Consider the following 20395-nt stretch of genomic DNA (forward strand, 5'->3'; position numbering starts at 1 on the left):
CGGCTATTCCCGGAACAGCCGCGTCAGAGCGTGTTTTTTAATGTCTTACATGTGCAATCACTCTCCCACGATTTCCTCCGTGATAGTGCACTGGCGACGGGGCTCAGCACTGCCGACGCTGTCATGCCATAAACGGGTATAGAGCCCGCCCGCAGCTAACAGCTCTTCATGAGTGCCGTATTCCGCCAGTTGCCCCTTTTCGATAACGGCAATCAGATCGCAGCGCTGCGCGGTGGTCAGACGGTGCGCGACAATCAGCGCCAAGTGCTTACCGGTGTGCGCGACATCTGTTAACGATGACATCAATCTCTCTTCGGATGTGCGATCCAGACGGGACGTGGCTTCGTCGAGCAGCAGGATGTGGGCATGCGCCAGTTGCGCGCGAGCCAGCGCAATCAGCTGCCGCTGACCTGCGGACAAATTGGCACCGCCGTTATTCACCGGTGTCCGGAATCCCTGCGGCAGATTGCGCACCGTCTCATACAGTCCTGCCCGCTGTGAGGCAATCTCAACGTCGGCATCGGTGCCGGATGGCCGTGAATAACGAATGTTTTCTGCAATATCTCCACTAAACAGCGCCACATCCTGATCGACCAGACCAATCTGGCGACGGTAATCGGCAAGCGAGGCATCATCCATCATCCGATCGCCGATGCTGATCCTGCCGCGGGTGGGGGAATATAACCCGGCAATCAGCTTAATCAGCGTTGACTTACCCGCACCGCTGCGACCGACGACCGCGACGACCGTACCCTCCGGGATCGTCAGGGTAAGTTTGTTCAGCGCCGGTTCGGGACTGTCGGGATAACTGAATGTGACCTCATCAAGATGCAATGCGCCGATGGCGGACGGTGCGGAAGAGGGAACGACATCCTCTGTGCCTTCGGTCGCCAGTAGTTCGTCGATATGTTTGCCGCTGGCCGTCGCCTGTTGCCAGGCGTCGACAATCCCTGATAACTGCTGCACGGGCCCATAGAATTGCCCCAGCAGCAGGAAGAAAGCCGCCAGCACCCCGGCGGTCATTTCGCCTTCGGCGACCCGCGATGCGCCTGCCAGCAGAACGGCGGCATAGGAGGCCTCGGTGCAGAAGGTCAGGAACGGGAAATAGACGGCAAGGTATTTTTGCGCACGAACGCGGGTCGCGCGAAAGCGATCTGATAACGCGCGTAGCCGGGCAGCCTCCTGTTCCTGCTGGCCGTGCGTTTGCACGACGCGCAAGCCGGAAACTTTCTCCTGCAGGGTGCTGTTGACGTTGCCTATTTCCAGCCGCGCCTGCGCATATGCCGGGGAGCTGAGGCGGCGATAAATCCAGGTCGCCAGTGCGACCACTGGCACCGCGCTTAATGCCGTCAGCGCCAGGAGCGGGTCGAGCCAGAACATGGCGGCAGCGATGGCGAGCATCGTCACCAGGCTGGTGGCCGCACCGGCAAGGCCGTTTTGCAGAAAGCGGGCGAGGGAGTCCACATCAACGGTCATGCGGGTCAGACGTGAATCGACATGCTTTTCATGCCAGGGGAGGCCAAGACGCAGCATATGGCCGAAGCTGCGCAAGCGCACTGTATGCTGGACTGATTCCGCCGCTCTGGCGGCGAAGACTGTCTGCAGTGAATAACAGCACCAGCTCACGGCCACCAGGCACAGGGCGAGAAGGGCACAGAGGCCGATAGTCGACATATCGCCTGCGGCGACGCCGGAATCAATGCCGCGCTGCAGCAGTATCAGAACCCCGACACCTGCCGCAGAATCGAGTGCGATCAACAGGGCGGCGATGACGAACATCCATGCCACAAGCTTCAGCAGCGATGTGACTTTTCGGCCGTTACCGGCCAGCGCCTGCTGTACCGCATTTTCCGGCACACGGGTCATACGGGCGACAAAGCCTTTATCCCCTGTATCCGGCGCATCGTCTTGTGCCGTGGGTACGGCTGGCCACAATGTGTTATGCCCACCGTGGGAAGGCGCGAGGAAATCGCTGTCGCCGGTCATCAGCGCGCGGAACGCCGGGCAGCGCGCTTCAAGTTCCGCCTGGGTTCCGGTATCCACCACCCGGCCCTTCTCCAGCACCACAATTCGGCTGGCTAACTGCAGCGTTGAACGGCGTCGGGCAATCACCAGCAGCATATGCTCTTCGTCAGCATAGCGACCCAGTGCGGTATTGATCTCCGCTTCAGTACCGGCATCGACCGCCGAGGTGGTGTCATCGAGGATCAACACTTCCGGCGCGGTAATGAGCGCCCGTGCCAGCGCGATTCGCTGCCTCTGTCCACCGGAAAGATTTGTACCGCGTTCGGTTAACCGGGTATCAAAGCCTTTCGGCAGGGCATTGATAAAATCGCTGGCTCCTGCTGCTGTCGCCGCGCGGCGAATGTCGTCCGCCGTAGCCTGAGGGTGCCCGTAGGCGATATTTTCCGCCACCGTACCGGCAAACAGAAAAGCATCTTCAAACACAACGCCTACCCGACGGCGAAGCGCCTCCAGCCTGATATCGCGAAGGTTCTGTCGGCCTGCGCTGGTGTTGAGCCATATCTCTCCGGCGCTGGGATCGTAAAAACGCGCCAGCAGCATCAGCAGCGTCGATTTCCCGGAACCCGATGCGCCCACTACCGCCACGGTTTCACCTGGGCGCAGGGAAAACGAGACATCGGTGAGGATGTGTCTGCCGTCACGGTAGCCGAAGCTCATATTCTCCAGTTCCAGCCCGACAATCTGACCGTTAACTGCCTCCGTCCCGTCCTCCATCTGTGGACGGGTGTCGATCAGAGCAAACACACGCTCCACGGACGCCTGGGTGCGCTGGGCAATAACCAGAAACGATGCCAGTACGCGGGTTGGCCCGGTCAGCATCGCGAGGAAGCTGGCAAACGCCACGAAGGTGCCGAGATCTATCCGCCCGTGCATGACCGACCAGCCGCCGTAGCACAGCAGGACGATTTGCCCGAGCACCGGTAGCGCCAGCATGGTGGCTCCTGGCATTGCCTGCGAGATGGCCGCGCCGATGCGGATACGTACCATCTGCCGCGACTGGCGATCCAGCCAGCGCGTTTCACGCCGCTCCGCCACGCAGGATTTCACCACTGAGATCTGGGCCAGCACTTCGCGCATATGTTCGGTGAGGTTCGCCAGTCGGTCCGAGGCGAGCCCGGTCTGCGCGAAGACCCGACGACGCGCGCGCAGCGCAGTGAGCGCCAGGCACACCAGGACGCACACGACGATGAGCGTCATGGCGGGTGACATCCACAACATCACGGCAATGCCGGCGATGTAATAAGTGAACACCGCCAGCGGTACCGGACACATCTGCAGCAGGGTATGCACCTGCTGCAGATCGCTGTTGGTCCGTGAAATCACCTGCCCGGTGCGCAGCGCGTCCTGGCCTGCGCCGTCAAGTTTTTGAATACTGTCGAATGCCCGACCTCGCAGGGTGTGCTGTACCCAGAGCGAGAGCTCGCCGGCATAACCGCGGCGCACATAGTTACCGATGAAATCCAAAAAGGCGATCAGGAGCAGCCCACAGGCCAGCCACGGCAGGCGGGCCGGATTGCCCACCAGCGCGTCGTTCACTGCTTGCCTTGTCAGCAGCGGCGTCAGCGCGGCCAGCAGAATGGTCGAAACCGACGCTACCACCACGATGATACTAAGTTTCTTACGTTCCCAGCACACGCGCGCCAGGCGCACTATCCAGGACCGCGCAGGTGTGGGAGAGTGAGTCGCAGGCATTAAGCCTCCTCAGTCTGTAAAAAATACGATCCAAACCGGATCGATCTGCAAAAAAAAGCGCCAGCGCGATCCCGTCACGCATTGTTATGTGCGTATGACTCCAGGATGTGGGCTGGCGTATGATTGTCATAGCGGCGTGGTGGCTACCCTTTCTGTACCATCGCGATCAGGCTTTTCGCCACTTCGCCCGGGCAGGGTTGTGCCGCCATTTCCGCCGCTACCTCTGCAGAGGCGTCTCGAAGCGCGCGATTGTCGAGGAAAGCATTGATCATGTTGCTCGACAGGCCGCCGTCGCCGGGGATGATCCCGCAGCCACGTTCGACAACAACGCGGGCATTGACCGGGCGATCGGCACCCTGGCCGAAGACGATCTGTGGAATACCGGCGTGTAGCGCCGTCAGGGTATTGCCGGCACCGCCATGATGAATGAAGCCATCTGCGCCGTTCAGGAAGACCCCCATGGGTATCCAGTCGACCAGGCGAACGTTTGACGGCAACGCGCGCAGATCGGACCGCGCATTGGCCGAAAGATGCAGGATGATCTCGGCATCGACTTCACTGGCGGAATCCATCACCCAGGAGATCAGATCTAGGCCATCGACCATCGGTTTGACGGTGCCGAGACTTACCAGCAGACGTTTACGTTCGGGCTGCCTCTCCCACCACGGTTCCCACACCGCGCCACCGTTGTACGGCACGTACTGCATAGGAATAATGGGTTCGCCGTCGTTTTCAAGAATGCTCATGCTCGGCGGTGTTACGTCGATCCAGGCCATATCGCGCGGTGCGGCATCGACCCCGTGGCGACGATAGGCATTCGCGAGCGAACGCGTTACGCCTTTGATATGCCAGGGCGTATGGCCGAAGCCGACGGTTTGCATCACGACCGGTATCTCGTATTTGGCGGCAATCAGCGGTCCGATGACTCCGAGCGGAGGGTAGATGATGAGATCGGGATTCCAGTTCCCGGTAAACTCCACCAGGTGGTCGGCCATTTCTTCGCTGAAGAATGAGAAGTTGCCCATTCTGGTGCCAATGTTACTTTCTTTTCGCTGTGCCTCGCGGCGGCGATAGTCGGCTTCGGAATCAAAGCCGGGTGCGGCGTCAAACGCCACCAGTCCTGCCTCTGCCGCTTTATGGGCAAATTTTCCTCCGCTGGCGATCAGCACTTCATGGCCGTTAACGCGAAACGCCTGTGCCAGAGACAGCACAGGATACAGCAGCCCATAGAGAGGCGGGCCTACAAACAAAATGCGCATGAGAAAATCCCTCTCCGCTTAACGATCTCAATCAGGAAGTCGACGCAATAACATGCCAGCAGCAGGACGTGAATTTTCGTTAAGCCTGCTTTGCCAGACGCTGCGCCATTTTGAATTTCACCCGCGTTACGGACGGTCCTGTCGGAGACTATTCCGTGACGTACACTGGTGAATCGGGAATTCCGTGTCCCGACTTCCATTAACGCTTGCGCGTCGTTGTCCTGTTGAACAGCCAGCATCGCGTCGTACTGCCACGCTGCGGTGTTCTGACGCATTTGCTGAGTGTGAGGCCTGTCAACAAGCCTCGAGAGGTTTGTTTCCTGATACCTTTGTATACCTTGCCAGATAAATCACCAATGCAAATGCTAATGATAATAATTACCAATATCATTTGGTGATTGCAACTAGAATCAAGCACATCATGCCCGGGGAAACGGTTTTACGAAAAATCGTAGATAGGTTTCAGGAAAGGGGACTCATGGCGATTATGCGTTATCATTCGTGCATCCAGTTCGAATGGAATTTGCACTCTATCGCGAGTTTTTGCTTACTGCCGGGTCTTGCTCTCTTGAACAGACCACAAAAAACCAGCATCGAAACACTGCAGTGACCGGTTTTGCTCGCAGACCTCTGAGGATGATTGAGGAGGATGTCAGCGGTTCGGTTGCAGCCAGCGAACGCCCTGGGTTAATCGGCCCAGATGGAAAATGGTATCCGGCGACCAAACTGTTGACGATTTCACTTACCAGTGCAGCTATCTCATTCACATCTTCAGCTGTGGCTATACGATGAAAAAAAGTGTCTGCTACTGCCTGTGGTGTTTGAACTGTCATAGCCTGTTAATCCCAGTATGAGTATTTAAGAATTGTCAGGCTAAACGATTGTATGAAAAATCACCTTTTCCTACGGTGCTGTTTGATCATGTTATTGAGCGCTGTTGGGACATTAATCATTCCCCTGGATCAGGAACGCCTTTAGCCCGCTTTTGCTCTGAGCGGTCGCTTTCTGGTGCTGAATTTTGACAACAGCGGTAAGGTGCTCCGGCGTGAGGTGCCTGACGAAGAATGTAACGTGCTGGAGATGGATGCCAGCACCTGACATGCCGTGCTGTCGCTGGATAAAGGCGGCGTCATTTTTGAGGTAAATCACGGGGGAATATCAGCCTGTTCCTGCGCACGATACCGCCCCATGGTCACCTGCTGAAATGCGCGCCGGCACCGGATGCTTTACTGCTAGTTGCCGAGTCTTTGCAGGAAATTCTCAACCTGCTCAGGCGTAGCCGTGTCTGCCTGGTAAAGGATATCGAACTTAACGTTTCTCAACCCGCAGAAACCAAATACACCTTCGATTATCTGTGCCTGAATTGCCGTCGAATAGCCGTGTTTATCGAATCCGGTGTGATCGCTGCCGCCGGTGGCAATCAGGCGGACAGGAATATCACGCATGTTGCCCACAATCCTACCGTCGTCGGCCACTTTATATGCCCAGTTCAGGGTTAATACACGATCGAACCAGCCTTTCAACAGCGCGGGGACTGACCACCAGTAGATGGGGAAGACAAATACCAGCATATCCGCTCGCTCGACGCGCTGCTGCTCGCGCAGAATATCCGCGGGCAGCGTGCCCGGATCCCCGTGATACAAATCGAGATCGGCGCGAGACATGGCAGGATTAAAACCTTCAGCATGAAGATCGGCGATCTCAACCTGCGTACCTTTCTCGCGTAATCTCCCTGCAATGCGGGCAGCCAGCGAATGGGATAACGACGTGTCGACAGGATGAGCCGTCACGATCAGCACATTATTTATGGCATGTGTAGCAGACATAGCGACCTCGTAATGGGGGAGAATGGATACCTATATTACTATTGGTAACTTAAGTGTCAATCCGCCCACCACGATCATTTTGTGCTGTTCACGTAGCTCTCCAGTACCCCGGTCATAGCACCGCTGAGTGTATCTTCCGCGACATTTCGTGCGAGGACGCCGTCGCCCGCGGCGGTACTGAGCGCGTCCGCTGCGCCAATGATGGCAGTCAGTGCTGCTTCCCCCTGAACGCCTTTCAGCACGATAAAAGGGGAAAGTGCGGTGCGCAGGCAGTCGGCACATTCGGCCACGCACGCCTCGCGAAACGTCTGCAACGCGCGTGAGCCGGACAGCGCCGCGGCGATTGGCCCGGTTTCCGGCCCGGCGGCTATCGCACAGTCGATATAGGCAGCGCTGAAAAAGCGGATTGTCCTGTCCAGGGTTTTGCTGTCCACCGCCAGCGTCTCACGGAATTTCGCCAGTTGGCGATCGCTGTAGTCCTGATACAGCGCCATCAGCAGCCCTTCACGGTCGCCAAAGTGGTCGTAAGGGATAGGCTTTGTCACACTGGCGCGTTCGGCCAGGTAGCCCAGCGTCAGCGCCTCCGTGCCTTGCTGACGAACGATTCCGCGTGCCACCTCCAGCAACTGCGCGCGACGATCTTCTTTTCTTAAGCGCTTAACAACCATGCTTTCCCCGGATTTATTATCTACTCTTGGTAGTTTACACGGTTTCTACGGGACGCTGCACGTGTTGTTCCACGAAACGGATCCGGCACCAGCGTTCGCATACATCGCAGGCAGGAACGCCAGCACGGCACCAGTGCCATCAGCAATACGGGCGTTGCCTCGATCTGCCCGAATTACAATCTCTGCAGCAGGAAGGTGGTTTCCTGAAGCTTGAGACAATGCAGCTCCTTCGCCCGGGGTCTGGCTTTCGCAATCTGCTTCTACTCCACTTCCTGTTTCTTCACATTCAGCATAAAGAAAGCAGGTCAGACATTCCTCCCCGTGCCGGTCGCAAAGGTGATCAGCAGGGTAACGATAATGCCCTGAAGCATTTTTTACTGGGGAACAGCTCGTTCATACTGGCTCTTGCTTAGCCCGTCAGGCCTGCCGGTATGACTAAACCTGCAAGTGGAGGTTTGCTTCTAGTTAATACCAGGGAAAGGCAACAGAAGAACATGCTAACTTCTGTAGTCCACCGCACTGAAAACTTGCAGATAAAAATTCTGTCTTTTACCGTTTACCAATCAAAGCCAGCGAGAACGTTTGAGTCGCAGCCACAGTAATACACAGGCTCCCAGCGTAACAGCGACTGTAGCCGGATAGCCATAGAGCGTGTTCAGTTCCGGCATATTGTCGAAGTTCATACCATACATGCTGAAGACTACCGTCGGGATCACGAGTATGGCCCCCCAGCCTGCCAGTTTCTTGACGACTTCGTTTTGCTGCACTGAAACCAGAGCCAGATTTACGTGCATCGCGCTACTGAGCAGCTCACGCATGTCATTTACATCCGTTACTACATGGCGTGCGTGATCCTGAATATCCCTGAAATACGCCCTGAGGGGTTTGGGGATAAGTTCTTCATGAATGCGGATAAGCTCGGTACAGATTTCTTCTACTGGCTGAGCGGCGTTTCGAAGCCCGAGCAGATTACGGCGGAGGGAATACACGGTCTGGATAGCGTCACGGTCAAATTCACTGTGAAAGAGTGTCGCTTCTATATCACCAATTTTTGTATTGAGGCGCGCAGTCAGCTCTGCATAACTGTCAACAATGAAATCCAGAATACAGTAAAGAGGATAAGCCGGACCATACGAAAGCATATCAGGGGCCTCTGCAGCACGGGCGCGTATAGGCGCATAGCTCTCTGAAGCACCATGACGCACCGTAATAAGGAAGTTTCGGCCCACAAACAAATGCGTTTCGCCAAACTCAATATTATCGCCCTGTCCATTGACAGTCTTCGCAACGATAAATGCCGAGCTGCCATAACGCTCTATCTTAGGTCGCTGATGTGCGTTAAGCGCATCCTCTACTGCCAGATCATGCAGCCCGAACTCCTCCTGGACTTTATACATAAACGCAGGTTCAGGCTGCCAGAGCCCCAGCCATATAAACGCATCGGTGTCCTGAATAACTTCACTTATTTCTTCAATATCTACGGCTTCGGCGGGGTGGTCTGAACGGTAGACCATACAGTTAACAATCATTTTATGACTATCCCTTAAGCATGTTTATAAGAAGCTTAACCATTTACATTGAATTTCCAAGTTTTACGCAGGCAGGTATTAACATGTCGAATTATATTGTTTGTTCCTCGCTCATCGCCGATCTTCAGTTCAGTGAGCTTGCCGCTTCGTGCCAGAAGCGGATCTAAGTTGATATCAAAACCGGTGAAATATCTGACTGTATCACGAGGAGCAGAAATACAGGCTGTTAAGCACAAAGAACAGATTCAAACAGGCCAGTTTATTGAGCGGTTATTCTCAATAACATCTGCATGAGAAGGGTTCTCGCCGAGTTTTGCAATGCTGGCATAAAGAGAAGGCAGGCGGGTGAGGCCGTCTCCTCTTTTCGCTAAATTAAGAGCGCGAAGCATGGTGGCGGCATCCCAGTCACAACAATAAGACGGTGTGCAAGGCTGTTGGCGCCATGATTCAGCAATAGTTCCTGAGAAGACCGGGTCAAAACCCGTGTCATTCACCAGTGCCATTGCGGTCTTTACTGCTTCAGGATGATCTCCCGCTACTGCAACGCCCAGACGCCCACGGCTTCCCGGTGGCAGACCCATTTCTGCAAGCGAGCCGGCAAGAATGTTGTTAAAGGCTTTAACTACAGGGTGACCGATTTGTTCCTGTACCCATTCGCTCTCTGTCTGTCCCTGATCCAGAGCAGCGATATGAGGGTCGCGCAAATCGGGATAATAATTACTTGTATCAATCACCGGCACATTCGATGGAAGGTCTTTGAAAAGCTCTTTCGGCAGGTTTCTGAGTGCCGGAAGTGGTATTGACAGAATAACCGCATCTACGTCAGCGACTGCACCATAAATATCTGTAGGTTCTGCCTGTATCTCTTTAGCAAAAGTACGTACGGCCTCCACTCCTCGTGAATTTGCCATTTTTACCTGATGCCCTGCGTCACGGAGCTTACGGGCTAAGGTGCCCCCAATATTACCTGTACCGATTACGCCAATTTTCATATCTCCTCCTCATTCTGTTATTGGATGAGGTAAACTATATTCTCCCTGATAAAATAACAAGAACACACAAAATAGTGTGTTGCTAACCTGAGGTAAGTATGGAAAGAGACTGGCGTTGTGATGTTCCTGAACAGCGATTAATCTGGGCGCAGGCTACCAGTGAAGCGCTCAGGACGATTGAAGGTAAATGGAAAATAATAATTATATGCCAGCTTTTTGCAGCTAAAGCCCCGCTACGCTTTTCAGAACTGGAACGAAGAGTTGAGGGAGTCAACCAGAAAATGTTGATACAGCAGCTTAAGCAGCTTGAAGCTGACGGAATTCTCTCACGTACGCTTTACCCTGAAGTCCCTCCCCGGGTGGAGTATGCGCTGACTGAACTTGGAAAAGCGCTCGGCCCCTCTATGACAGCTTTAATCGATTGGGCGTTGCTACGCAGAGCAACTCTGGGCCCTGAGCAATCCGCATAGCCAAAATATTACATTTAGTGGAAGGCTTCTTTTCCCATCAAAGATCATTAAAACGACCTCTGTGGGCTTACTAACGTCCGTTTCTCGCGCACAGCCGATCTTCAACTCAGGTAACTTGCTCGCTTCGTGCCTGGAACGGACGTTGCTAACCATCTGATGTGGTTTTATCGGCGCATATCAATATCGCTCACATTGCTAAACTCAACGAGATATATGCGACCGGGATACGAAGCACTTGATGGTCACCACACATGTTTTCATCGCGGTCAGTCTTGATGCTTATACCGCCCGACAGGATGGTGATATCGACTGGCTGTTGAAGTGCGATGACCCGACAGAAGATCATGGCTATGCCGCATTCATCGCGGACAAAGATTGGATCATTATGGGGCGAGGCAGCTATGAGAGGTGCTGACTTTTGACGAATGGCCATACGATCGACCCGTGCTGATGCTTTCCCGGCAGCTAACCGATACCCCCGTGTCCGAGGCGCTGAAGGGTAAAGTGCAGTTTTCATGCCGCACGCCAGGTGAGGCTCTTGCTGACCTGATGGAGAAGAACGTGCACCAGGTCTATATCGATGGTGGGCAGTTAATACAGCCGTTCGTGCGCGAAGGTCTGGTCGCCGATATCGTTATCTCTACCGTTCCTGTGCTGCTCGGTTCAGGAAAACCGCTGTTCGGAGTACTGCCCCATGATATCGATTTGACGCTATTATCCAGCCGCAGTTTCCCTTCGGGTCTGGTACAGTCGCACTATCGGCTGATATTACAAGCTGAATCTAAGCAAAGTGGTGACCTCCGCTGATGCGAGAAGCTGCTCCAGCTGTCAGCGGTACTGTTTTACTTCTACGACCTTGATTCAGTTCGCTGCAAAAGCAGTACATCCGAAAACGGGTCTAAAAACCCGGGATCTGGCTCATACCGATATTTTCGAAACATTGTGCCCGGCACAAACACCCCGCGACAGACAGCACTCAGGATTGTTCATAATCGATTTGATACTGCTCATATTAACCAGAGATTGAGAACCCTGAATCCCTGTCCGGCCATCTCAGCTCCGGTATCAGCGATTAAGAAGCGACACCACTCGCATGGCTGTCAGCTTCGCTGAAAATGGGTTCTGTCCTGTAACCAGGCACCCGTCAACCACAACGTTGGGCGTAAATGGTAGAAAAGACTTCTCATATCGGGCTCCTCTTTGCTTCATTTCCTGCTGCGCGTTGTATGGCATCTCGCGGGATACACCCGCCAGGATTTCTTCTGTCCATGAAAAGCCAGTGACCCTGCGGCCTTTCACGAGGAATTCACCATCAGATAAGCGGATATTCAGCAGACCGCAGTAGCCGTGGCAGACCGAGGACACAATGCCTCTCTGTTCATGGATATCCCGCGTTATTTGCTGCAGCTTGATGTTTTCAGGAAAATCCCACATAACGGCATGACCACCAGTGAAATAAATGGCGTCATACTCTGCGGAATCGATTTGCTCAGGACTGAGGGTATTCTCAAGAAGTCTCATTCTGGAGGGATCACTCAGCCAGTTCCGGGCTGAAGTATCTAAAAATGGCCACCGCAGGGATCGAGGTTCTATTGGAGACTGGCCACCTGCTGGACTCACAATTTTTTGTCTGAAGCCGTGATCTGCAAAAATATCATACGCATGAGTCAGTTCGGACAGCCAGAGTCCGGTTTTATGTTTCGGGTCGTCATAATGAGAAATATTGGTAACAACATGTAATATAGTCCGAGTCATGCTAAACCTTCTGTTGTTTCTCTGAGCCTGTTATTTACAATCAGCCATTATGGTTAATTATCTTTCTTCAACGTGGAAGTGGCTTTCCATTCAGCATATATACTTTCCAGCCCCTGCCCGTAACCGGTGATACGAAAATCCGGGAAGCGCATCCTAAATTTTGAGGAGTCAAAAAGATTATCAGCGTCATAGCGGGGCAGGAGCTCCCGCAGTTCACGTGGCCCTTTAGAAAACATACCCGCAATGTACAAGGAGAATTTGCTGAGAACTGACCATGACGGTTCTTTTCCAAATACACGGCACGCCAGAGAAACAAACTGTGCATAGGTGATTTGTTCTTCACAACAGGGCAGATGCCATGTCTGGCCGTAGGCATCGGGCGTGTTGCCCAGCAGTGCTAAGGCCCGGCTTGCATCAGGTGTCCAGATGAGCGTACGTAATGTGTCATCACGCAATGGGACGAGTGGTTTTTTGCCCGCTTTAAGTCTGTCTAAAACCAGGGCATTGGTAAAACTCTGGGTTTTCCCGGGCCCATAAAATTCAGGGGCACGGCCAATAAGGACAGGAATATCACCGCGCTGCATCTCATCCCGGACCATGTTCGCCATCATAGCCCGGACATGTCCTTTTCTCCCTGATGGCTGGAACGGCGCGTCTTCCCTTTGCAGTCTGCTGTCCTGAGGGTACATATAGGTATTGTCAAAATAGACAAAATGAGCCCCTGCTTGCCGGGTGGCATTCAGTGCATTCTGAAGCATTACCGGAAACTGCGCCTCCCAGAGAGAAGAATCCGGTGGCAGGCCTGCCGCAAAATACACAATGCGGCTTCCTTTTACCGCATCCAGAGTCTGACTGCCGTCAAGCAAATCAGCCGATATAAGAGTGTCGCTTTGAGTGACCTTATGCGGATTGCGGCTGACAAGCCTCAGTTCAGCACTGAAGGAATGTGTTAATTCGCGGGCCAGTGCCCGGGCAATCTGTCCGCTTGCTCCCAGAATCGTTTGCATTTATTTCCTCTTCTACAATTTTTGGTAGGCGTCGCGGGACTTTGACTTTTTTCAGAGTATAAGTTTAAAGTTAACTTTAATGTCAAGAGGCTCACCGGAGAGGAAATGAAGATAGGCGATCTGGCAAAAACGACGGGACTTACACCTTCCCGCATCCGCTATTACGAGGCACAGGGTCTGATCAGTGCCCCTCCCCGACACGATAATGGTTATCGCCATTATCCCCCTGAGACCGCACTGATACTGATGCTTATTGATCGGGCACAGAAATTTGGGTTCACGCTTGAGCAAATCCGTCAGCTTTTGCCTAAGGGGAAAGGAAGCTGGAACCATGAAGGATTAGTTGCATCTCTTGAATCTAGGGTTGAGGAGATCCGACTCCTGCAGCAGCAACTCAGGGATAATCAGACCATGATCCTGAATTTAATCAGCGGTATTGAAAACAGGCCGGAGGGGATTTCATGCCAGGAAAATATGCTGCGGGTAATGGCGCTCATGCAGGTCGATGCACCTGTTCTTCATTCTGCTAAGTAATCTGACAGACGTTGCATCGGATCTGTTTCTGGGCGAAGCGTGAATTTACGAAACCTGATTTGTAAGTCTCAGTTCCCTTGTTTACCAGCATCATGACTCCGTCACCGGTATAAAATACCGGTGACGGAGTCATGAACACAGATATTTTATTAGCTGGATTAACTGGTTATAAATGCAAGAAGATCTGCATTAACCTGATCCGCGTGGGTTGTGGGGATGCCGTGGGGAGCCCCTTCATACGTAATGAGTTTCCCATTTTTGACCAGTACAGCCGACAACTTACCGGAATCATCATAAGGGACAACCTGGTCGTCATCTCCGTGAATAACCAGTACGGGGATGGATATTCCTTTAAGGTCTTCAGTAAAGTCGGTTTGCGAAAAAGCAACTATCCCATCGTAATGCGCTTTGGCACCACCCATCATACCCTGTCGCCACCAGTTATAAATGACAGCTTCAGAAGGAGCTGAACCGGGGCGGTTAAATCCATAAAATGGTCCAGCAGGAACGTCGTAATAGAACTGGGCGCGATTAGCAGCCAGTTGCGCCTGCAGGTCGTCAAATACTGATTTCGGCGTTCCCTGTGGATTATTGTCGGTTTTAACCATCAATGGCGGTACGGCACTAATTAATACGGCTTTTGAAACTTTATCTTCACCATATCTGGCAATATAACGTACAACTTCACCACCACCGGTTGAATGGCCAACATGCATCGCGCCTTGTACACTGAGATGTTCCACAACGGCGGCAACATCATCTGCATAATGATCCATGTCATGGCCATCCGACACCTGTTCTGAACGACCATGCCCGCGCCGGTCATGTGCCACAACGCGGAAGCCTTTATTGACGAAAAATAACATCTGGGCATCCCAGTCATCACTGCTCAGAGGCCAGCCATGATGGAAAAAAATAACCTTACCATCCTTTGGACCCCAGTCCTTGTAGAAGATTTCAACATCATCGCGAGTTGTTATATAACCCATGTCACTTCTCCACTCAGATAAACTGTCAATGGGCTGTGCTTATCCCGCTCAACTCTTCGTAAAGGGCAGAACGAACGGATAAGTACCGGCCCTGTAACCGGCTCTGAATCAACCGTGAATGTAGTATAGATTTAAAGTCAACTTGAAGGTCAATGAGGGTTATGAGGTTGTTTAAGGGCTTTCATTGTAGATGACAAAAAAACAACCTCTCCGGGAGAGCAGGGATTTCTTACTCTGTTATCGCAGTAAGGAAAGAACACGATGGACTGGAGTCATGGTATTGACTTCAAAAAAGCAGGGGCTTGTTAAATCAGTAAGTCTGCTTTTCACTCACTTCGTTCCATCGCACATAATTCATGTAGAAGGGGAAGTGCGGGGTGAGATGTAAGGGGATGCCGGGCAGAGGGGGGTTATTCCTGAAACGATGACCGTACATTTTGCCCCTGTTATAGCGCCAGGCGTGATGTTTAAAAGCAAGGTAATTGAGGCAAGGCGGTGGCTCTTCAAAATGGTGCGTGAGTCAAACGCCGGGAAGGGCGGAAATTCTGATAAAATAGTTGTTTATCGCCATCGTGCTGGCTGTCATCGCCTGTGTGGTGTTGGTTCATGGCACGGATCCGAACGCATAACGCTATCCTGGCGGGGCATTTTGCGCTCTCAAGTATTGGAAACAGGAATAAAAAATGACGTTATTTAAAACGATTATTGCAGCCCTGGCACTGGTGACTGGCGCAGCCAGCGCTACGACTTACGGCAGCGGCGGGAGCAGTACAAAAAAAATTGGCAGCACGACCTATGTCAGGGATGACCACGGTAATACCACGACATACAACAAGGTCGGTAGCACGATTGTTGGAAGCGACGGGAGCACGATGAAAAAGGTCGGCAGCACGACCTATGTCAGGGATCGCCACGGCAATACCACGACATACAACAAGGTCGGTAGCACGATCGTTGGCAGCGATGGCAGCACAATAAAAACTATAGGCAATACCACCTACATTAATGACGGTCACGGCAATATAACTAAATGTAACGTGGTTGGCTCAACTACACGTTGCAACTAAGCTGAACGTCTGCCGGACAGGTCATACATATCATCCGACTCAAATCTTGCCGGGAGGCAGCCGAACAGGCTATCAGGCATAATATCAGTCCTTCTGGCCTTCTTCTGGCTTGGAGAAACGTAATGAAATTCCCGTCAGATGGCGTAGACCGGGAACACCTTTGCGTAATCAACCGCTCTGAGCCAGAGCCCTGGCAGTGTTCCCTGCGTCCTCTCTACATAATATTCTTTTTCAGAAACTCACGGATAGCAGGAATGATTTCCTTGCTATGGGTTTCCAGCGCGAAGTGTCCGGTGTCATAGAAACGAATGTCAGCATCAGGAAGGTCGCGTTTCCATGCCTGCGCGCCTGCTGGAAGGAAAAAAGGATCGTTCTTTCCCCAAACTACCAGCAGAGGGGGCTGTGACTCACGGAAGTATTCCTGGAAAACAGGATACATTGCCACATTCGTGGCGTAATCCAGTACCAGGTCGAGTTGAATATCCGCATTTCCCGGTCGCAAGATTTGTAGCCCTTCAAGGGTGTACCCGTCTGGTGAAACCGAACTCTTGTCGGCTACACCCTCCAGATATTGCCATTTAATGGAGGCCGGTGTTGGAAAGTCATGCAGTGCATTTCGATTCTGTTCTGTAGGTTCGTGCCAGTATCTCTGAATGGGTGCCCAGCTTTCTCCCAGTCCTTCCTCATATGCGTTGCCGTTCTGGGAAATGATGGCTGTCACACGCTCCGGATGTGAAACAGCGAGACGCCAGCCTACCGGGGCACCATAGTCGTGAACCATAAGTGCGAAGGTATTGAGCTTAAGTTGTTCGGTGAACTGCTCAATAGTTTTCGCCAGCTGGTTGAAAGTATAGGGGTACTCACCTTTTTCAGGGGCTACAGTAAAGCCGAATGCCGGCAGATCTGGTGCAATAACGTGATAGCTATCGGCAAGTGCGGGTATAAGGTCGCGGAACATGAATGATGAGGCCGCAAAGCCGTGAAGCAGCAATAATGTGGGCGCTTCTGGATTACCGGCTTCCCGGTAGAAAATCTTCACGTTATCTACCTGTTCATAGCGGTAATGAACATGATTGATGACAGTGCCGTCACGCAAAGAAGCTGAAAGTGCCGCAGCGGAGATTGATGTAGAAGCCGTCATGATAACCTCAAGTAACCATTTATAAGTTAGTTTGAGGGTTACATGGCTTTTTGGTAACCTGACAAGTAAATATTTTTGGGTTACATAACATCATGAGTTCTGAAAACGCTTTTTCCGGTGCCCCGTTAGTGGGTGATAATCTGGCCCTCGATTTCATCAACAGCGAATATGTTGTGGATGGTAAACGCCATGACTGTTTTATCGATGATCAAAGCGTCACAGGCTGGTTGATAAGAGTCGGGCTGTTGGCTGACATTGAGGAGCAGCAACTTCCCGGCGGATTGCTTACTGAGGCGCGTGAACTTCGCGACACTGCAAGAAACGTTGTGAATGCTGCCATGAACAGGGTTCCGGTAGATCTGAGTGTAATCAATCGAGTGCTTGAAGTGGGTCGCCCTCTCAGGAAACTTGAATGGGACGGCAACAAGCAACAATTCCGCATTGCCATTTATCAAAGTGCCGGAAACCCGTCTGGTCTTCTCTGGCCGATTGCCGATGCTTTAATCAGTCTGGTTATCAGCGATAAGTTCGAATTCGTTCGCAAATGCGAGGCTCCTGACTGTATTCTGCTTTTTCACGACCTAAGTAAATCCCATCGCCGACGCTGGTGCAGCATGGCAACCTGTGGCAATCGCATGAAAGTAGCGGCTTTTCGTTCGAGAAAGAAAACTTCATAGAGCTGGTGCGCCAGCCCTGTGCTGTACTTCCGCGCCGGCCATTTTGTTATAACGTTTATTGTTTCTTTCATTAAATTAGCCGCACTTCCTGTCTGACTATGATCTCTGTATCAACAAGTTTATGTCTTAGTTGTTATTGCTTAGCGCAATAGAATGCGGGGATAAAGTCTTTGACAAAGACATATCCATCCGGATTTTGTGGGTATATCAGAAAACTGGTACGTTCCCCTGATTTCATATAGAAGGCGGGAAGCAATTTTCTTAACCCATCGTAACCTGCCGTGTCCTGCATAGATATTGCGGTTTTTTGATTTTCCAGGTAAACGGCTTCATTAACATGCTTATAGTTAAAGAAAATCTGGCGACTAACTTGTGCGGCAGCTTCACCATCATTTAGCAGTATACCGGATAATGTTGCAGACCCTTCCTCTTGAAGAAATGCATATTTCAACCGAATAGAGAGCTGCTGCCTGTCCTTATGTACATTTATAACCGCTTCACACGACGAAGGAGCTGAGTGAAGCTCCCTCCATTTCAACCAGTTATAGAATGAAAGCCCAAGAAAAATAGCGAACATTGATATTGCTGAGATTTGTAATATTTTTTTTAATTCAGGTAATAATCTGACTCGCACATGTCCTCCTGAGAAAAGTCTCCATTGCAACGAATTATGGACATTCGTTGTACTGGATAAATAGATGAGAAAAACAACCTCTCATCATCCTTGCAATCAAGTTCATTCTGGATGAGAAAACGGTTAAGCTCATTTTTATCGAGTTTCGCCTCATCAATAAATACGTCACAGTTTTTCACTTTCATATCTGACCTGGAGTAGTGACTAAAATAGTTCTCTTGGTGTAAATGTTTTCCAGTATAAAATATTTGTATAGAAGACATGATAAAGACAAGGTTTCCCAAAAACAAGACTAAAGGGTGTTGTATAAAATTAAAAAAATTAATGTTGTTTACCGTTGGTTCATGTTGAAGTTCAGTACTACGTTGCTGGACATCATTTGTCACGTGTGTAATTAACTCAGTTTCATCAGATGACGCACTTAAGCAATGTTCGAGATGGCCTTCCCCTGGAACAATATTAATGTGATTTTCAACAGATACCCCTTTACCATAGTAAGTGGATATAATGTGATTTCGCGCACCTGCTTTCTCTAGACCTCTTCTGAGGTTGAGCATGGTTTGATAGAACGTATTACAACTTACAATCACTCCTCTTTTTCCCCATACCCGTTCCTTAATTTCTTCTCTTGAAACTATTTTACCTTGATCGTCAATCAGAACCTGAAGGCATTCGGATGCTGTCGTTAACAACGTCACCGACACCCCGCTTATTTCATTGTATAGCCTGTGTTCGGCTGGAAAGAAGAGGATTTCCTCTTCTATTTTGTAAAAGGTAACCTGAGTTTCATGTCCACCCGCTTTAATATTCATGTTAACCCCGAACTATGAAGTTGAAAATAGAGTTTTGATTAGCATCAACATTCAGATTAATCGTAGGAAAATACTTACGCAAGGGTTATCGTAACTTCATGAAAAATAGACGGTTTAAGTAATTTTGTTAAGATTCTTAACCGATTATGTATCACTAGTGGTGATAAAGTGAACGGAAATGTTAAATATTTGTTTCATTCATTTCTCTCGTAACGGATATTTCAGATTCTCATTTTTTATGGTTGATGGTTTTTTCATTTTCTTAAATTAATGATTTGAAGCTAGCATAACTAAAACCAGGCAGTCATTGATGTGTCATATTTGTATATCGAAGGGGCAGAGATAAATGAAAATGGTTGTTGTCAGTGATAATCATTTCTATGGTGCAGCATTTTTAGATGTCACGAACTGTGTGGTTGTGACACCTGAATCAGGATTAATGATCGCTCAAGGACATGAAGATAATTATTTTGATGAAGCGGTTGTAGTGCTTAATATAGGATGCAAGGATCTCTTGCTCAGAGTTCTGAAAGAAATTATGAAGAAAAGATGTGTGTCGATTTTCATTGAACCAGTGCAATGGTTGTCTCGTATTCGTGTCTTTTACGCATGCGGGATTTTTATCCTGCCTGGTAAGATGGAGTTGCTTAGATTTATAAAAACAATAAGAAAATGCTTATTAACTTCGTCAGGAGTAATGAGAGTTGAACAGGGAAAAGTCAAGGCTTCCGATTGGGATATAATCATTCATCTTATGAGGGGGGTATCCAGTCGTGAATTGGCTAAACAGCTTAATTCATCTGAGAAAACAATTAGCGGCAGGCTCTGTACTCTGTCAAAAAAAATGGGTTTATATGGATTCAATAAAGCCACTCAAGTTCAAATTGTTTATTTTTTTTATCTTATGTTCTCACTACAGAAGGCCGGGAGAGTAATTTTATAAAAGAGGGCTGGGTGGGGAGAAGAATCTTGATGCTGCTGTCAGATTTTAAAATGCTAATTTTAAATTAACAGTGGTTTGAATACATCCACCTTTCTGCCGTTATTTAACTTGAATAATAAGAAACATTTCGGCATAAGCATGCCGTCACTGCTATGAATTATGCATGGAAGTTTTAGAGCAGCAAATTGTTTAGTCAAAGCTAGGAAGGTAAAATGAATAAAACTTATAAGGTAATATGGAGTGAAGTAACGCAGTCATTTATTGCTGTTTTTGAGTTTGCTAAAGGTAAATCAAAAGCAAGCAAGAGCGTGCTGCTGCTAATGACACTTACAATCTGTTCTGATGCAGTAATTGCTGCTGAAGATGCAGATATTA

Annotated in this window: 17 protein-coding genes and 4 pseudogenes; 9 read left to right on the plus strand and 12 right to left on the minus strand. The window is 50.6% G+C overall.

Annotated elements, in window-relative coordinates:
- Nucleotides 1–57: 57 nt before the first annotated feature.
- Nucleotides 58–3717, minus strand: a complete 3660-nt coding sequence (gene iroC, locus QE396_RS22765; protein WP_185791805.1) for a salmochelin/enterobactin export ABC transporter IroC — start codon at nt 3715–3717, stop codon at nt 58–60.
- Nucleotides 3718–3860: 143 nt separating this feature from the next.
- Nucleotides 3861–4976 (minus strand): salmochelin biosynthesis C-glycosyltransferase IroB, encoded by a 1116-nt coding sequence (iroB, locus tag QE396_RS22770; protein ID WP_185791806.1) that lies wholly within the window; start codon nt 4974–4976, stop codon nt 3861–3863.
- 521 nt (nt 4977–5497) lie between these two features.
- Between iroB and QE396_RS22775 the strand changes: the two are divergent.
- Both QE396_RS22775 and QE396_RS22780 read left to right on the plus strand, forming a co-directional pair.
- Nucleotides 5498–5669 (plus strand): annotated as a pseudogene (locus tag QE396_RS22775) (recombinase family protein); the annotation flags it as partial.
- Nucleotides 5670–5966: 297 nt separating this feature from the next.
- A pseudogene (locus QE396_RS22780) lies at nt 5967–6255 on the plus strand (WbuC family cupin fold metalloprotein); the annotation flags it as partial.
- Here the strand turns inward: QE396_RS22780 and QE396_RS22785 are convergent.
- From QE396_RS22785 to QE396_RS22800, 4 genes are all read right to left on the minus strand, one after another.
- On the minus strand, nt 6209–6802 hold the full coding sequence (locus tag QE396_RS22785; RefSeq protein ID WP_185791807.1) for an NAD(P)H-dependent oxidoreductase: 594 nt from the start codon (nt 6800–6802) through the stop codon (nt 6209–6211). The pseudogene QE396_RS22780 and the gene QE396_RS22785 overlap by 47 nt on opposite strands.
- Before the next feature lie 74 nt (nt 6803–6876).
- Nucleotides 6877–7470: a TetR/AcrR family transcriptional regulator gene (locus QE396_RS22790; RefSeq protein ID WP_185791808.1), complete on the minus strand. Its 594-nt coding sequence runs from the start codon at nt 7468–7470 to the stop codon at nt 6877–6879.
- Nucleotides 7471–8033: 563 nt separating this feature from the next.
- Nucleotides 8034–8999 (minus strand): magnesium and cobalt transport protein CorA, encoded by a 966-nt coding sequence (locus tag QE396_RS22795; RefSeq protein WP_185791809.1) that lies wholly within the window; start codon nt 8997–8999, stop codon nt 8034–8036.
- A gap of 245 nt (nt 9000–9244) precedes the next feature.
- Nucleotides 9245–9991: an NADPH-dependent F420 reductase gene (locus tag QE396_RS22800; RefSeq protein WP_185791810.1), complete on the minus strand. Its 747-nt coding sequence runs from the start codon at nt 9989–9991 to the stop codon at nt 9245–9247.
- Between the two features lie 98 nt (nt 9992–10089).
- Between QE396_RS22800 and QE396_RS22805 the strand changes: the two genes are divergently transcribed.
- Nucleotides 10090–10461 carry a helix-turn-helix domain-containing protein gene (locus QE396_RS22805; RefSeq protein WP_185791811.1) on the plus strand — a complete coding sequence of 124 codons (372 nt, stop codon included), beginning with the start codon at nt 10090–10092 and terminating at the stop codon, nt 10459–10461.
- Between the two features lie 238 nt (nt 10462–10699).
- Nucleotides 10700–11268 (plus strand): annotated as a pseudogene (locus tag QE396_RS22810) (dihydrofolate reductase family protein).
- A 258-nt stretch (nt 11269–11526) separates the two neighbouring features.
- Here the strand turns inward: QE396_RS22810 and QE396_RS22815 are convergent.
- Entirely contained in the window at nt 11527–12216 is a 690-nt protein-coding gene (locus QE396_RS22815) for a type 1 glutamine amidotransferase domain-containing protein (RefSeq protein ID WP_185791812.1), read from the minus strand.
- 53 nt (nt 12217–12269) lie between these two features.
- On the minus strand, nt 12270–13223 hold the full coding sequence (locus QE396_RS22820) for an NAD-dependent epimerase/dehydratase family protein (protein ID WP_185791813.1): 954 nt from the start codon (nt 13221–13223) through the stop codon (nt 12270–12272).
- A gap of 105 nt (nt 13224–13328) precedes the next feature.
- Here QE396_RS22820 and QE396_RS22825 point away from each other — a divergent pair, with 105 nt between their 5' ends.
- The gene (locus QE396_RS22825; protein ID WP_185791814.1) at nt 13329–13757 is read left to right on the plus strand and encodes a MerR family transcriptional regulator; all 429 of its coding nucleotides are present in this window, start codon (nt 13329–13331) and stop codon (nt 13755–13757) included.
- Nucleotides 13758–13915: 158 nt separating this feature from the next.
- On the opposite strand, the gene QE396_RS22830 is transcribed toward QE396_RS22825, so the two are convergent.
- Complete coding sequence (locus QE396_RS22830) at nt 13916–14746, minus strand: alpha/beta hydrolase (RefSeq protein WP_309952798.1); 831 nt, start codon at nt 14744–14746, stop codon at nt 13916–13918.
- 683 nt (nt 14747–15429) lie between these two features.
- On the opposite strand from QE396_RS22830, the gene QE396_RS22835 reads away from it, so the two are divergent.
- Nucleotides 15430–15813 carry a hypothetical protein gene (locus tag QE396_RS22835; protein WP_104440682.1) on the plus strand — a complete coding sequence of 128 codons (384 nt, stop codon included), beginning with the start codon at nt 15430–15432 and terminating at the stop codon, nt 15811–15813.
- Nucleotides 15814–16027: 214 nt separating this feature from the next.
- On the opposite strand, the gene QE396_RS22840 is transcribed toward QE396_RS22835, so the two are convergent.
- The gene (locus tag QE396_RS22840; protein WP_185791816.1) at nt 16028–16954 is read right to left on the minus strand and encodes an alpha/beta fold hydrolase; all 927 of its coding nucleotides are present in this window, start codon (nt 16952–16954) and stop codon (nt 16028–16030) included.
- A gap of 128 nt (nt 16955–17082) precedes the next feature.
- Between QE396_RS22840 and QE396_RS22845 the strand changes: the two genes are divergently transcribed.
- Nucleotides 17083–17631 (plus strand): ABATE domain-containing protein, encoded by a 549-nt coding sequence (locus QE396_RS22845; RefSeq protein WP_309952803.1) that lies wholly within the window; start codon nt 17083–17085, stop codon nt 17629–17631.
- Nucleotides 17632–17764: 133 nt separating this feature from the next.
- Here the strand turns inward: QE396_RS22845 and QE396_RS22850 are convergent, their stop codons facing one another.
- Both QE396_RS22850 and QE396_RS22855 read right to left on the minus strand, forming a co-directional pair.
- The gene (locus QE396_RS22850) at nt 17765–18265 is read right to left on the minus strand and encodes a hypothetical protein (protein WP_185791818.1); all 501 of its coding nucleotides are present in this window, start codon (nt 18263–18265) and stop codon (nt 17765–17767) included.
- Complete coding sequence (locus tag QE396_RS22855; RefSeq protein ID WP_185791819.1) at nt 18238–19077, minus strand: winged helix-turn-helix domain-containing protein; 840 nt, start codon at nt 19075–19077, stop codon at nt 18238–18240. Before QE396_RS22855 ends, QE396_RS22850 begins: the two co-directional genes overlap by 28 nt.
- 346 nt (nt 19078–19423) lie before the next feature.
- Between QE396_RS22855 and QE396_RS22860 the strand changes: the two genes are divergently transcribed.
- Together QE396_RS22860 and QE396_RS23540 are read left to right on the plus strand one after the other, a co-directional pair.
- Entirely contained in the window at nt 19424–20020 is a 597-nt protein-coding gene (locus QE396_RS22860; RefSeq protein ID WP_185791820.1) for a hypothetical protein, read from the plus strand.
- A gap of 212 nt (nt 20021–20232) precedes the next feature.
- Nucleotides 20233–20283 (plus strand): annotated as a pseudogene (locus QE396_RS23540) (ESPR-type extended signal peptide-containing protein); the annotation flags it as partial.
- Nucleotides 20284–20395 lie beyond the last annotated feature (112 nt).

The organism is Enterobacter sp. SORGH_AS_0287 (assembly GCF_031453695.1).
GTDB classification, from domain to species: domain Bacteria; phylum Pseudomonadota; class Gammaproteobacteria; order Enterobacterales; family Enterobacteriaceae; genus Enterobacter; species Enterobacter ludwigii.

Coding starts and splice junctions, on each gene's coding strand:
- iroC (WP_185791805.1), bottom strand. CDS start 3,717: ATGCCTGCGACTCACTCTCCCACACCTGCGCGGTCCTGGATAGTGCGC.
- iroB (WP_185791806.1), bottom strand. CDS start 4,976: ATGCGCATTTTGTTTGTAGGCCCGCCTCTCTATGGGCTGCTGTATCCT.
- QE396_RS22785 (WP_185791807.1), bottom strand. CDS start 6,802: ATGTCTGCTACACATGCCATAAATAATGTGCTGATCGTGACGGCTCAT.
- QE396_RS22790 (WP_185791808.1), bottom strand. CDS start 7,470: ATGGTTGTTAAGCGCTTAAGAAAAGAAGATCGTCGCGCGCAGTTGCTG.
- QE396_RS22795 (WP_185791809.1), bottom strand. CDS start 8,999: ATGATTGTTAACTGTATGGTCTACCGTTCAGACCACCCCGCCGAAGCC.
- QE396_RS22800 (WP_185791810.1), bottom strand. CDS start 9,991: ATGAAAATTGGCGTAATCGGTACAGGTAATATTGGGGGCACCTTAGCC.
- QE396_RS22805 (WP_185791811.1), top strand. CDS start 10,090: ATGGAAAGAGACTGGCGTTGTGATGTTCCTGAACAGCGATTAATCTGG.
- QE396_RS22815 (WP_185791812.1), bottom strand. CDS start 12,216: ATGACTCGGACTATATTACATGTTGTTACCAATATTTCTCATTATGAC.
- QE396_RS22820 (WP_185791813.1), bottom strand. CDS start 13,223: ATGCAAACGATTCTGGGAGCAAGCGGACAGATTGCCCGGGCACTGGCC.
- QE396_RS22825 (WP_185791814.1), top strand. CDS start 13,329: ATGAAGATAGGCGATCTGGCAAAAACGACGGGACTTACACCTTCCCGC.
- QE396_RS22830 (WP_309952798.1), bottom strand. CDS start 14,746: ATGGGTTATATAACAACTCGCGATGATGTTGAAATCTTCTACAAGGAC.
- QE396_RS22835 (WP_104440682.1), top strand. CDS start 15,430: ATGACGTTATTTAAAACGATTATTGCAGCCCTGGCACTGGTGACTGGC.
- QE396_RS22840 (WP_185791816.1), bottom strand. CDS start 16,954: ATGACGGCTTCTACATCAATCTCCGCTGCGGCACTTTCAGCTTCTTTG.
- QE396_RS22855 (WP_185791819.1), bottom strand. CDS start 19,077: ATGAATATTAAAGCGGGTGGACATGAAACTCAGGTTACCTTTTACAAA.
- QE396_RS22860 (WP_185791820.1), top strand. CDS start 19,424: ATGAAAATGGTTGTTGTCAGTGATAATCATTTCTATGGTGCAGCATTT.